This window comes from Halodesulfovibrio sp. MK-HDV (assembly GCF_009914765.1).
Taxonomy (GTDB): domain Bacteria; phylum Desulfobacterota; class Desulfovibrionia; order Desulfovibrionales; family Desulfovibrionaceae; genus Halodesulfovibrio.
Window position 1 is genome coordinate 127085 of the sequence record NZ_WYDS01000005.1, and the last position, 12885, is coordinate 139969.

Sequence of the window (12885 nt, forward strand, 5' to 3'; positions counted from 1 at the left end):
ATTATGCGATGAAAGCTCGTTGAGTTACTAATTACGCGGCTTAATTCCACTGACTTGAATAGCAAAAGGGCTGTCCTTCATATGAAGGACAGCCCTTTTTTATTTTAGGAAAGGTAGTGATGCATAAGCCGCGAGCTACAAAAGAAACGGGCTAGCCTCGCGGTTAAAGGTTTCTGGAGATTCCTAAGAACCTCTTGCAAGAGGTTCTTAGGCCGCCGGAGGCTCGTCGAAGACCCATCAGAGACAACTATTAAGAATCGCATTCCTGACGCTTGTTGCTATTTAAGATCATTAGGTTCTTGAATATGCAGCTTAGAATCGAGATACTTGAACTTGGCGTCGAGGCGTTTGTTGTGTTCGACATCGGTATCAGAATAGCGCCATAGAGGCGACATTTCACCGAGGATGTCTTTAAGCCGCCAGCTGTGAACGAATACCTGTCCTGACAGCCCGTGCAACACAGCAAGTTCGGCTTCTGTGAGTTTGCTTGTGTCGAGTCTTTCAATGATTCTTGGTGACAGCCTGAGAGAATCACGACGGGCGTAGCTCATAATTGTCTGGATGGACTGTGATTTTTTTCCGAGGCGATATTTCAGTGCATCGCGAAACATTGATGCGTTCGGGAACCGTTCGAGCCAGAGATCGTCGATTCTCTCCAGTGTCTCCTGGGTTATGTCATCAACCTCTGTAAGCTTTTCCCATGCACTTGGTGTGAGCTCGTAGGACACAGGCTGAAAGGTCGTCTGCTGGAATACGTTCTGTAAGAAAAACAAGCATACAAAGCAGATTGTTGCCGCCATGATGGGGGTAAGAATCCAACCAAATGCAATGTTCCCCAGTGAGCGCCAGCGGATGCCTCTGCCACCTTTTAAGAGTCCGATGCCAACAATTGCGCCGATGGTTGCCTGTGAACTGGAAACAGGTACAAGTGGAATCGGTGGTAGTCCGAGTGATACGGACAGGTTGGAAAGGTCTTGTGATGAGAGCATAAACAGAACGAGTGAGTTCGCCATAACAACCACAAAGGATGCAACAGGGGTAAGCTTGATGATGCCGTCACCGACGAGCATCATTGTTCTGTGCGAATATGTGAAGATACCAACGGATACAGCAAGGCCGCCAAGGAAAAAAAGCTGTTGTGTAGCGGTCAGGATAAATCCGGGAAAAATTTCAAGAGGCGGCAAGTGCGCGACGGGGATAAAAACGCCCATGACGTTCGCCATGTTGTTCGCGCCGAGAGCGTAGGAGCCGAATGCACCGGCGAGGATAAGCCCCCAGCGGGTCATTCCATCCAGCGTAAAAATATGTATCTGAGCAGCTTGAATGAGTCCGGCTATACATTTGTATAGCAGAATAGCGAATACAGCGGACAGGGCAGGACAAGCCACCCATGTGAGCATGATCTTACTTAGTACAGCAGGGTCTGTTGCAGAACCACTGAAGAAGTTCCAACCGACAACAGCCCCAACGATTGCCTGTGATGTGGAAACCAGACAACGGGCTTTAACGAGCAGATACACAGTGATGGCGGCAGAAAACGCAACCATAAAGGCACCGGCAAGGGCGTTTACTTCCCCCAGTTTCCCAAGGGTGTCAGCCGTGCCGGAGCCACTGTACATAGCACCGAAAATAACGAAGATGGAGCTGACGATGGCTGCAGTTCGAAACTTGACCATACGTGAGCCAACAGCAGCGCCAAAAACGTTTGCTGCATCGTTTGCGCCCAGAGACCAGCCTAGAAAGAGGCCGCTGGATAAGAATACAGGCAACATAGAGAACCGTCCTTAGAGCATTCGCTTGATAGCGTAAATAGTGAGTCTGTCAGCCACGTCTTCCGCTCTGTCTGCAATTTGTGCAACTTGTCGGACAAGGTCTTTCAACTGGCTTTTATGGCATAAGCTCAGATCCTCGCGTCGATAGATATTAATGAGCATACGAGTCGTAACTTTATCTGACTCACTTTCCCAGTATGATACCTTGTGGAGGTGATCAGAAACGTTTGAACTGCGGAAGAATGCGCGTGCAGAGCGCACAATTGCTTCAACTGATTCCACAGAGTACAAAACAAGTTCCTGCATATCGTCATGCGACTTGTGTGGTACTTCCGGTAATTCAATCTGGAATTGCCAGAGTACTTCTTTACAGCAATCAAGCAGTGTATCAAGCTGTTCTAGTAGTTGCAGCACGTCACCACGTGATTCGGGAATAAGAGTTTTGAGATATAGCTGACGTTCAATTGCGCGCCGCATCTCATCCCCATGATGTTCAACAGTAGAAATCTGATCTAATTTTTCTTCAAACTGGTCATGTTTTTCATCAATATAGAAGCCAACGCCTTGCTTAAAAAGCAAAGACGCTTCACTTACCTGATCTAAAAACTCATCAATACGTTTCTTTAATCCAATCTGCTTTCGCAGTACGCTGTGCGCCATCTGTCCTCCAGTACAATAATTGCTTGTAACAATTCCTTTTCAGTATCTAATATTCCATGTAATATACGCGAAATATCTTTCGCACGATTGTCTTGTACATATTTGTATTTTTGCAGCGAAGGTTGCTCTATCCGTTTACCACATCGCGTAAGAGAAAGAGGGTTAGAACGCATGCAAGGGGATACACTGCATCTATTAATTATAGATGATGATACAATGTTACGCCGTAATATTTCGGTTTACTTCGAAGACAGCGGCTTTTTTGTAACGCAAGCCTGTAATGGTACAGAGGGAATTGAGCTCTTTTCACAAAATCAGCCTGATATTGTGATAGTTGACTTGATAATGCCTGATACAGGTGGTCTTGCGGTTGTTGAGCATGTAAAAAAAGTAGCGCCATACGTGCCGGTAATCGTTATTTCCGGCGTTAATCTTGTGGATGAAGCTGTACGAGCACTGAAACAAGGTGCTTGGGAATTCATCACAAAACCGATTGTTGATCATGGCGTACTTGATCATGCTGTCAAAAAATGTTTGGAACGCGCGAGCTTATTGCTCGAACGCAGTCAATACCGTGCCTTACTTGAATCCCGTCTAGAGACTCATTCTAACGAATTACAGTCAACAAGTGACCAACTTATTCGCTATCAGCAATTATTGCGGTCAAATAGTAGTTTTGTAAACAATCTTGTTGAAGCAATTCCGAGCCCTTTATACATTAGCGACAAAAACTTTGTGTGCATTGATTGCAATAAAGCTTTTTGCGATATGTTGCAGCTTGAAAAAAATGAAGTGGTTAACCGTCGTATTCCTGACCTGCTTGCGACAAATACAACCTGTGCAGAAGCGCTATGCAGCGATGTATTTGAAAACAATAACAGCGGTGATTGCGAGATTACCTATGTAGCTCAGGATAAGACTGTATCATATTATGTGTTATATCGCAGGGCATTTACGGACGGAAATGATGGTAAGTTGTCCACGCTTGGCGTGTTGCACAATATTACAGAGCTTAAGTCACAAAAAGAACTCGTTGCCCATCAGGCATATCATGATGAGCTGACCACACTGCCGAATCGTTTTTATATTATGAATTTTCTGCACGAGCTACTCGGGCAGGACACCGGCAAAACAACTTTTTGTCTTCTTTTCATCGATATCGATAACTTCAAGCGTATCAATGACAGCCTTGGTCATGATCTTGGCGACGAACTGCTCAAGCTTGTCGCAAGTCGTTTGAAGGGTATTATCGGCGTTAACGGAAAAGTTGCCAGAGTCGGCGGTGACGAATTTCTTGCTTTGCTTCCGAACGTTACGGAAGAACATGTTATTTCAAGCCATGCAGAAAACTTGAACACTGTTTTCAGAGAACCGTTTTTTGTGGCATCCCACAAACTTCACCTGTCCGTAACTATCGGTATTACATGCTATCCGGACGATGGGCATGATGCGAACACACTGCTTACTCGAAGTGATATCGCCATGTACCGTGCTAAAGAGCACAAGCGTTCCAGTTGGATGCGTTTTGATCGTTGCATGTTGGAACAGGTGACAGAACGACTTAAACTTGAGCGTTTAATCCGTGAAGGTCTTGAACGTCACGAATTTATTCCGTATTTCCAGCCTCGTTTTGATGTACAAAGTGGGAAGATCTTAGGTGCTGAAGCACTTGTACGTTGGATTCGTGCTGATGGCAGTATCGGTAACCCTGCCGAATTTATTCCGGTTGCGGAAGAAACCGGTCTTGTTCGTGAGCTTGGTGAACAGGTGCTCATCGATTCTTGCAAGCAGATGCACGCATGGCACGAAATGGGGTATCCGGACTTAACGGTTTCTGTGAACATTTCAGCAGTTCAGTTTACGGAAGATTTGTACGCGACTGTGAGCGGCGCCATTGAAGAATCGGGTATTAACCCTGTTAAGCTTGAGCTTGAAATTACCGAAACCATCATGATGAAAAATCTTGATAAAACTGCTGAGATTCTCCGTGAATTAGCTGGGCTCGGCGTTAAGATTGTCATTGATGACTTTGGAACAGGCTATTCTTCTTTGTACTATTTGAAGATTTTCCCGATCGATATTTTGAAAATCGACCGCACATTCATTGACGGTATTCCTGAAGATGAAAATGATGGAAACATCGTATCCGCAATCCTTTCCATGGCAAAACAGATGAAGTTGCATGTTGTGGCAGAAGGCGTTGAGACAGATGAGCAGCTTATTTTTCTGCAAAAGCATAAGTGCGAAGAAGCACAGGGCTTTTTATTCTCAAAGCCGGTTGCTGTTGACGACTTCCTTATTATGCTTGGAGATGAAAAAGCTAGCTAACACCTTGGCGTATACGAATCATATGCAAATAGGAAAAGGGTGGAGTTGTTTAACTCCACCCTTTTTTTACGTTAATTAGCTGGTTGGCTGTTTCGGATTTTTGCCCCAGTCAGGAGCAAATCGATAGAGAACAACTTTCCATAGCAGATAGCTGAAGCACAAGCCGAAAGCCCAGCCGCAAAGCACATCCAGCGGATAATGTTTAGCAAGATACACTCGTGAGTAACCAATAATCAGCGGGAGCAACCAAAGGAATGATCTGAGCTTAGGCCACATGAGCATTGCAATGGTTACGGCAGCCATTGAGTTAGCTGCGTGCCCAGAGAAAAATGATGAGCCGCTGACATCTGTCTGCACAAAGTTCGCTGGCCGTTGAAGCCATTCACTTTTGTTGTAGCTATAGTAATTGGATTGGGCGATGGCGTTGTTAGGCCGTACCCTTCCAGCTGCATCTTTAACAACATTTGTCGCTAAGTCGGTAGCACCTACAACTGCGCCAATAATTGCTAAGCTAATAAGCAAGTTGCGCCATTTTTTTGTTTTAATTCCAGCAAGTAGAACAAGAGGGATTGCAATAACCCACACCAACATGCGGTCTGAAAAAATAGGCATGAGTACATCGAGTACGTCAGAACGCCATTGCATGTTGATGAGTTTGAAAAGGGTCAAGTCCCATTCAGGAGTAGAAAACGCCATGTATTTCCTCAGACCAGTAGTAAAAATCGATGTAAAATATTCGAAATACTACTATAAAAGTTTGTACCGGCAACATTTGCTTTGGTAGTTTGTAGTAGGTTTTTACTCATTGAAATCATCTATTGCAAGGCAAAAACAACGACAGAATGTTGTTATGCTATGTTCTAGAAATAAAATGAGAATTGTCGATTTTTCCAAGGGCTTTTTTTCGATAGCTTGTTTTAAAGAATACTTCTTGGTTTTGTCTGGAAGTTCCAATGTAGCAGTTGTTGCATTAATAATACGTTAAGATCCGCTGTGGTAGCAGGGATCTTTTTTTTTATGATGCGCCATCTATTTCTCATGACAAATGTTATTTAGAAAAATTAGCCTATTATCTAGAAATAAAAGTATCTTTTTGCTAAGCTTACTCCAATTTCCATTCACAGCACCGGAGGAGAGGTATGCCGCAGCAGAATGTATGCGATTCCCGTCCCTGGCTTGGTGTTTCATCTAGAATTAACGCGCATACGCCTATGCTCTTGTTGGCTCTAGGGGTTGGTGTTCTTGCAGGATATGGCTCGGTGTTATTCCGGTATGCCATTGATGCAGTGCAGGTATTGTTTTATCAGAACAGTTCTGATTTTTTAGAATTCTATGACACGCTTTCTTGGTACGCAATTGTGCTTCCACCTACTATTGGTGGTGCAATTGTTGGTTTACTCACGTCTAAGGGGGCGCCAGAGGCTAAGGGGCATGGTGTTCCAGAAGTTATGGAGGCTGTTGCTCTGCGTGATGGCGTTATCCGTAAGCGGGTAGCAGCCGTAAAGATTGCCGCATCAGCCATTTGTATCGGCTCAGGTGGCTCTGTTGGGCGTGAAGGGCCGATTGTCCAAATTGGTTCCAGCATCGGTTCAACACTCGGGCAACTACTCAAAGTAAATAGAACCAACCAGCGAACCCTTGTGGGGTGCGGTGCTGCTGCGGGGATTGCCGCAACGTTTAATGCACCGATTGCAGGAATTCTTTTTGCTTTGGAAATATTGCTTGGTGATTTTGGCTTTGCTGCGTTTTCCCCTGTCGTTCTTTCCAGCGTTACCGCTACAGCCATTTCCCGCTACTATTTCGGCGATTTTCCAGCGTTCATTTCCCCTGTGTACGAGCTTGGCTCACTTTGGGAACTTGGATTGTTCCCAGTGCTTGGGGTAATATCCGCGCTGGTGGCAGTTCTCTTTGTTTTGACGCTCTACAAAATGGAAGATCTGGCAGATTACATAGCTATTCCGCCAGTTCTTAAAGCTGCTCTCGGTGGATTGTGTATCGGCGGAATTCTGCTGCAATTTCCAGAGATCATGGGTGTGGGATATGGCGCGATTACATTATCCCTTATGGATAAAATGGCATGGGGTACCATGCTTATTCTCATTTTCTTAAAAATTTTTGCGACATCGCTCACAATCAGTAGTGGCGGCAGTGGCGGTATTTTCGCTCCGTCACTGTTTATCGGTGCCATGACCGGCGGTGTGTTCGGTGTTGCCGTGCATTATCTATTTCCTGCTGTTGTTCCTTCTCCCGGAATTTTCGCCCTTATCGCAATGGGGGGGCTTGTGGCAGGAACCACCTATGCGCCTATTACTGCTATTCTCATAATCTTTGAGCTTACCAGTAACTACCATATTATCCTTCCACTTATGCTTACGTGCATTATCAGTACGCTGATTGCTTCCTCTATTAGCCCCGGTTCTATCTATACGATGAAGCTTCTTAGGCGAGGCGTTAATCTACAGGGTGGTATGGAGCAGAATATTTTGAAAAAGTACAAAGTGAAGGATTTGATGCAGCGAGAGCCGGACACCCTGTACGAAGGTGCTCCACTCCAGCAGGTGTTTGAAACGTTTCGACAGAAGAACGCTCCGTATTTGCATTTGGTAGATAAAAACGACGAGCTGACGGGTATTATTTCTTTCCGCGATTTACGAAGTGTGTTTGCGGAAGAATATCTGGATAATTTACTTATCGCGAAGGATATCGCCACTACGTGCATCGAGACCGTCCGTGACGAAGATATAGTACTGGAGGCTCTGCATCGAATGGCAGAATTTAGTATTTCACAACTGCCTGTGGTGGGGACTGACGGGAAACTTATAGGTACACTGCGCGAGCAGGACGTGCTCGCGGCGTATGATCAGTCCGTGGTGGGAATGCAGCTGAAAGATGCTGCATAAGCAGAACAGAAACCTCTCTTTCGGATAGAAAGAGAGGTTTTTTTATGTTCTTAGTTCAGCCCTGGCAAAAGTAATTTCCGTGGCTGATTAACGCGCCGCTTAACCCGCGTCCACGTTTTAGGAGTGCATCCGAAGCGAAATGACCAAAGGTCACAATCTTCTCTGGCACTGCATGAACGAACTTCATTACGGTTGTTATCGGAGCACATGAGGCAGTACTGCCGGATTTGCTGCACAGTGCTGCGTTGAGGTGTTTCCGGCCCGGTTCCAAGGCGATGGTTAAAGAACAGGCATGTGCCGTCCTCGCATCCTTCCACACGTTTGGAGGAGCCCCCCTGACATGTTAGGCAGAATCGTCTGATTGCTTTTTGCGGTGATACCTTTGCCATATTTTGCCTTATATGTAGCGGTTTGCACATTTTGAGTACAAACAGTATGTAAATTCAGTAAAACGAAAAACGAAAGCTGTATTTATTACGGCAAGTTCGCATGAACTTGCCGACATTTTTAACGCTTGCCTTAGTACAGCGCGATCTATGATACCACAATAGTTTCGCAGTGCTGCATATAAAAAAACCGTATATAACACCGGACAGGGGACATTGTGCCGATAAAAGACTCAGTAGCAACAGGTGTTGCACACTTTTTTCAAGCAACAGGCTATACAATAGAAGGGCTTGTTGCCACCTATCGTTCTGAAATTGCATTCAAACAAGAGATTGCACTCATTCCAGTAATATTGCTTGTTGCATGGTTTTTCTTCGGATTTCCATCAGCACTATTGCTGACCGGCATGTGGCTTATAGTCTGTGCTTTTGAGTTATGCAATTCCGCGATTGAAAATATTGCAGATTTAGTGATGCCTGAGAAGAATGAATTTATAAAACGTGCGAAAGATGCAGGCTCTGCTGCTGTTGGCGTGGCTATTGTCGCGAATATTTTGACATGGCTTTATGTAATATTTGTTTAAATTTTACAGACATTATGTTGAAAAAAAGCTCTGTATCCTCGGATACAGAGCTTTTTTATGCACATCAGGCGACATAACATCGCCTTTACGTAGAATTATGTTGAAGGCTGATACGGCAAAAGCGAAGTTTCAATGTTCAGCTCCATAAAAATTTGTGAGATCTGAAATTCATGCATAACGATGTGCGCAAGGTTTAATCCCATTGCTTGTTCAATATTCATAGGCCCTGCAATTTGATGTCTGAAATACGTGTCTTTCAAGCATTCTCTCGGGGCTTCTGTTATGAATGATCGTAGCCATGCGTGGTTTTCATCCCACATGTCTGTCAGCTCAGAAATATCATACTCACCCTTTGGTTGTAGGGCGACTTCCGGCACGGGTAAGAGCAATTGCAAATTAAATACGTACGAAGTGATGGCGTATGAAATTTTGTTTGCAAAAGTTCTACGCAGAATCTCCATGTTTTCAGGGGCAGGTAATCCGCCGAGAAGTGATCGTTCTGTAAGAACAATGTGCTCAAGCGCCATGATAGCAGACCACCGTTCTTCTCCCGGTGGTTTGCGTCGTACTATACCCGCGTACTGTTTATTAAGTGTAGAAAGAACTTTAATTAGCTCTGTCTTATGGTCGTGGGTTGAATGCATCATGTAGTATAGGTTCTGTTCCATTTTGGTATGGTACACAGCCCCTTTTTATAGCTTCTATGATTACTCTTGGCGGTGGGATTACTGTTTTTTGGTCATCGTATGACAACGTGATAAAAAGATTATGAAAACAGTGCAGGATGGAGTGCTTTATTTTGCATGATAATACGCAAGGAGTGTGATGCACCTCGAACATATTTGATGTCGAAGTTGTATGTCGCACAAAAAAGTGCTCCCCGACAGTGTCGGGGAGCAGAGGAGGCCTTGCTAAAGGAGGAAATTAATGTGGGCTATCATGAGTGCTGTTTGCTTGTCTTATATATAAAAACAGTAAGTACTGTAAATTGCTCAGTAAGCGGGGGTTGATAACTCAACCCCCGTTGGGACCTGATTGGGAATGGTGAGGAGGTGTTCCATTCCCTTTTTGTTACCCTAGGCTGTACCAGTGTGGGGGGTACAGCTAGTGCCTTTGCTAGAGGCTTTCAGTCTGCCCCGGGGTGTGTGAGGGGGGACTGAATTTCAACACGTTTTTAACGAGGAGTATGTAATGCTATCTCGTCGCATCTGCCACAATGCGGAAAGGAGCAAAGTATGTGTTGCAATGTTACTTGCGTTCTCTATGCTGTTTGATTCTATATAAGCATACAGCGTGCCAAAGTTGACAAGTTAATAAAAACAAGAACTTATGAATGTAGAGGAAAATGTGCACAAAAAATATGTGCAAAAGTTGCACTAAAAACAAATCACTTGTGCAATCTTACATGTGCAAATTTTGCACATGTGCACTTCGTCAAAAAATGTGCAGATATTGATGTGTACAAGCTAGTCTGTGCTTGATGCTTCCAGCCCCATTGAGAGCATCCGCGCAGCAAAAAGTCCGTTTCCCTTTATCTTCACTCCGGAAAATGAACCATCATAAATAATGCCGACACCACAGGATGGTGAACGGGATTTCAAAATAGCCTTAGTGCATCCTGCCAGTTCAACCAACTTTGCTGCTTCTTCAACGCCGAGCTGCATTCTTTCCGTAATATCTTCTCCGTCCTTTGAAACGGCACGTCCATCTTTCAGTTCGAAAGGTGTACGCGGGGTTGAAAATCCACCCAGCTGCTCTGGACATACAGGTAACGCGCGTCCTTCACGTACAAGCTGCTGTACATGTTCGTTCGTGTTGTCATTACCGTCGTATCTACATTTACAGCCTGCAAGGCAGGCGCTCACTACGTATTCAAGCATACATCCTCCATGAATTGTTATCTGGTCAGGCATTGCCCCTAGCATTCATATGTATGGTCGGCAAGTGGTTCAGTATAATCAGTATGATAGGGTGTTGTGTTTATTTGAAGAAATTTGTGGAGTGTATGGAAATTGTACGCATGATCAAATTTTACACAGCAAAGCAAAGCTATTTTTTGTGTATCTGTATGCTTTTTGTACAGAAGGTTTGTAAGTTAATTGAGGCATTAAGATAATATTAATGAAATTACTATATTGAGAATGTTGGCACGCTGGTTGCTTTGTCGTGAGTACATTCAAAAAAAACTACGGGAGTAAGTTATGAATAAAAAGTTAATCGCGATCACAGCAGCAATGATGGTTTTGACAGGTTCCATGGCTTTTGCAGCAAACGGCTCAAGCCAGATGCCAATGAATCAGCATAATGGTTACGCACAGCACAATGGTTCTTATGACCAGATGCCGATGAATCATAATGGTAGTCACGGACAGCACATGTATAAGCTGTCTGATCAGGCAAAACAAAATTCTTCATCCACATGGGATTCAGTATGTAACTTCTTTGGAACGCATGGTGGGCACGGTAGCCATGGCGGCTACGCTGGTCACAATACTGGTCACAATGGTGGGCATGGCGGCGGACACGGAGGGGGCCACATGTAGCACACCCTGCTAGACTGAATTGTTTCAACGTTCATCTAGTCTACTGAGAAAAATGACAGGCGTTTTAAGTGTAGCCAAGATATATTGTATATCTTGGCTACATTTTTTTTTGCTTTGTTCCTGTGATTACAGGATCGGAAGGTATTTGCGAAGTTCAAAGTCAGAGATATGGGTACGGTACTCGTCCCACTCAATGCGTTTGTTGTTCACAAGGTTGGAGTGCAAGTGCTCTCCAAGAATGGTTTTCATCAGCTTGGAATCATTCAAAAATTCAACAGCTTCGTGCAAAGAGCCAGGAAGGGATTCAATGCCTTTTGCGGTGAGATCTTCAGTTTCCATAGCAAAAATATTTTCTTCAACTGCTGCCGGAAGTTCGTATCCTTTTTCGATACCTTCAAGACCGGCACCAAGTGTTGCGGCAAAGCAAAGATACGGGTTTGCTGCCGGGTCCGGGCTACGCAGTTCAATGCGTGTTGCCTGCTCTTTACCCGGTTTGTACATTGGTACTCGGATAAGAGAAGAGCGGTTGCACTGTGCCCATGCAATGTACACAGGTGCTTCAAATCCCGGTAACAAACGCTTGTAGGAGTTTACCCACTGGTTTGCGATGCAGGTGTATTCTTTAGCGTGTTTCAGCAAGCCTGCAATGTAGCTGCGTGCTTCTGAAGAAAGGTTGTGCGGGTCATTCGCATCAAAAAATGCGTTCTTACCGTTTTTAAACAAAGACTGATGCACGTGCATGCCCGAACCGTTTTCGCCAAAGAGCGGTTTAGGCATGAAGGTCGCGTAGCAGCCATGTTTACGGGCAATTTCTTTCACCACAACTTTATACGTCATTGCGATGTCAGCCATTTTGAGAGCTTCGCAATAGCGAAGGTCAATCTCATGCTGGGATGGAGCAACCTCATGGTGAGAGTACTCAACATCTACGCCCATTTTTTCTAACGCAAAAATGATTTCGCGACGAACATCATTCCCCATATCGAGAGGCGGTGCGTCAAAGTACCCACCGGAATCCAATGCCTGCGGATTCTTAGAATCTGTAAAGAGGAAGAATTCAAGCTCGGGGCCTACGTAGTAGGTGTACCCTTTCTGTGCAGCTTTTTCGATAAGCTTCCGCAGAATGTGACGCGGGTCGCCTTCGTATGGTGTGCCGTCCGGATTTTTAATGTCGCAGAACATACGCGCCACAGGACGGTCAGAAGGACGCCATGAGCAAATTTGAAATGTTGTTGCGTCCGGATATGCAACCATGTCTGATTCTTCAATTCGGGTAAAACCGAGGATTGAAGAGCCGTCAAACCCCATGCCTTCTTCGAAAGCAACTTCGAGTTCTTTAGGCGTTACCTGAAAACTTTTGAGCGTGCCCAAAATATCTACAAACCAAAATTGAACAAAGCTGATGTTGTGCTCTTTAACTGCACGGATAACATCATCTCCATTCTTGCAATTAAACACGGTATATTCGTCCACCACTAAATACCTCCCAAAGGCAAGCCTGCTAGTATTGATGACAGGATTTATTGCCCTGTTTCCTAAAAATCCTACAATTTTTACGGGGATACGTTGAGTGATCTTAAAAATGATTGCGTTTTTTTAAGGCTCATCCCTGTTATTCTCGGGCGCATCATTAAACAGCATCCAAATGAATAGCAAGAAGATAAAAGTATCCTCGTTTACAAAATTGTCACACAATGGAGTTTTTTTCTATA

11 protein-coding genes are annotated in these 12885 nt (G+C 44.6%); 4 read left to right on the forward strand and 7 right to left on the reverse strand.

Annotated features, from left to right (window positions below; translation table 11 throughout):
• Positions 1–278: 278 nt before the first annotated feature.
• Together MKHDV_RS05510 and MKHDV_RS05515 are read right to left on the reverse strand one after the other, a co-directional pair.
• Positions 279–1772, reverse strand: coding sequence for an inorganic phosphate transporter (locus tag MKHDV_RS05510; RefSeq protein WP_160713084.1), 1494 nt, complete (start codon positions 1770–1772; stop codon positions 279–281).
• Between the two features lie 12 nt (positions 1773–1784).
• The gene (locus MKHDV_RS05515; protein ID WP_160713086.1) at positions 1785–2432 is read right to left on the reverse strand and encodes a DUF47 domain-containing protein; all 648 of its coding nucleotides are present in this window, start codon (positions 2430–2432) and stop codon (positions 1785–1787) included.
• A 171-nt stretch (positions 2433–2603) separates the two neighbouring features.
• On the opposite strand from MKHDV_RS05515, the gene MKHDV_RS05520 reads away from it, so the two are divergent.
• Positions 2604–4760: an EAL domain-containing protein gene (locus MKHDV_RS05520; protein ID WP_160713088.1), complete on the forward strand. Its 2157-nt coding sequence runs from the start codon at positions 2604–2606 to the stop codon at positions 4758–4760.
• Positions 4761–4835: 75 nt separating this feature from the next.
• Here MKHDV_RS05520 and MKHDV_RS05525 read toward each other — a convergent pair whose 3' ends face one another.
• Positions 4836–5456 carry a phosphatase PAP2 family protein gene (locus MKHDV_RS05525; protein ID WP_160713090.1) on the reverse strand — a complete coding sequence of 207 codons (621 nt, stop codon included), beginning with the start codon at positions 5454–5456 and terminating at the stop codon, positions 4836–4838.
• A 443-nt stretch (positions 5457–5899) separates the two neighbouring features.
• On the opposite strand from MKHDV_RS05525, the gene MKHDV_RS05530 reads away from it, so the two are divergent.
• Positions 5900–7660 (forward strand): chloride channel protein, encoded by a 1761-nt coding sequence (locus MKHDV_RS05530; RefSeq protein WP_160713092.1) that lies wholly within the window; start codon positions 5900–5902, stop codon positions 7658–7660.
• 50 nt (positions 7661–7710) lie between these two features.
• Here MKHDV_RS05530 and MKHDV_RS05535 read toward each other — a convergent pair whose 3' ends face one another.
• On the reverse strand, positions 7711–8049 hold the full coding sequence (locus tag MKHDV_RS05535; protein ID WP_160713094.1) for a restriction endonuclease: 339 nt from the start codon (positions 8047–8049) through the stop codon (positions 7711–7713).
• 215 nt (positions 8050–8264) lie between these two features.
• On the opposite strand from MKHDV_RS05535, the gene MKHDV_RS05540 reads away from it, so the two are divergent.
• Positions 8265–8630 carry a diacylglycerol kinase gene (locus MKHDV_RS05540; RefSeq protein ID WP_160713096.1) on the forward strand — a complete coding sequence of 122 codons (366 nt, stop codon included), beginning with the start codon at positions 8265–8267 and terminating at the stop codon, positions 8628–8630.
• 95 nt (positions 8631–8725) lie between these two features.
• Here the strand turns inward: MKHDV_RS05540 and MKHDV_RS05545 are convergent, their stop codons facing one another.
• Positions 8726–9277 (reverse strand): DinB family protein, encoded by a 552-nt coding sequence (locus MKHDV_RS05545; protein WP_216846862.1) that lies wholly within the window; start codon positions 9275–9277, stop codon positions 8726–8728.
• An 819-nt stretch (positions 9278–10096) separates the two neighbouring features.
• Positions 10097–10510 carry a DUF523 domain-containing protein gene (locus MKHDV_RS05550; protein WP_160713100.1) on the reverse strand — a complete coding sequence of 138 codons (414 nt, stop codon included), beginning with the start codon at positions 10508–10510 and terminating at the stop codon, positions 10097–10099.
• Positions 10511–10831: 321 nt separating this feature from the next.
• Between MKHDV_RS05550 and MKHDV_RS05555 the strand changes: the two genes are divergently transcribed.
• The gene (locus MKHDV_RS05555; protein WP_160713102.1) at positions 10832–11173 is read left to right on the forward strand and encodes a hypothetical protein; all 342 of its coding nucleotides are present in this window, start codon (positions 10832–10834) and stop codon (positions 11171–11173) included.
• A gap of 126 nt (positions 11174–11299) precedes the next feature.
• Here the strand turns inward: MKHDV_RS05555 and MKHDV_RS05560 are convergent, their stop codons facing one another.
• Positions 11300–12649, reverse strand: coding sequence for a glutamine synthetase family protein (locus tag MKHDV_RS05560; protein ID WP_174239230.1), 1350 nt, complete (start codon positions 12647–12649; stop codon positions 11300–11302).
• Positions 12650–12885 lie beyond the last annotated feature (236 nt).

Coding starts and splice junctions, on each gene's coding strand:
- MKHDV_RS05510 (WP_160713084.1), bottom strand. CDS start 1,772: ATGTTGCCTGTATTCTTATCCAGCGGCCTCTTTCTAGGCTGGTCTCTG.
- MKHDV_RS05515 (WP_160713086.1), bottom strand. CDS start 2,432: ATGGCGCACAGCGTACTGCGAAAGCAGATTGGATTAAAGAAACGTATT.
- MKHDV_RS05520 (WP_160713088.1), top strand. CDS start 2,604: ATGCAAGGGGATACACTGCATCTATTAATTATAGATGATGATACAATG.
- MKHDV_RS05525 (WP_160713090.1), bottom strand. CDS start 5,456: ATGGCGTTTTCTACTCCTGAATGGGACTTGACCCTTTTCAAACTCATC.
- MKHDV_RS05530 (WP_160713092.1), top strand. CDS start 5,900: ATGCCGCAGCAGAATGTATGCGATTCCCGTCCCTGGCTTGGTGTTTCA.
- MKHDV_RS05535 (WP_160713094.1), bottom strand. CDS start 8,049: ATGGCAAAGGTATCACCGCAAAAAGCAATCAGACGATTCTGCCTAACA.
- MKHDV_RS05545 (WP_216846862.1), bottom strand. CDS start 9,277: ATGATGCATTCAACCCACGACCATAAGACAGAGCTAATTAAAGTTCTT.
- MKHDV_RS05550 (WP_160713100.1), bottom strand. CDS start 10,510: ATGCTTGAATACGTAGTGAGCGCCTGCCTTGCAGGCTGTAAATGTAGA.
- MKHDV_RS05555 (WP_160713102.1), top strand. CDS start 10,832: ATGAATAAAAAGTTAATCGCGATCACAGCAGCAATGATGGTTTTGACA.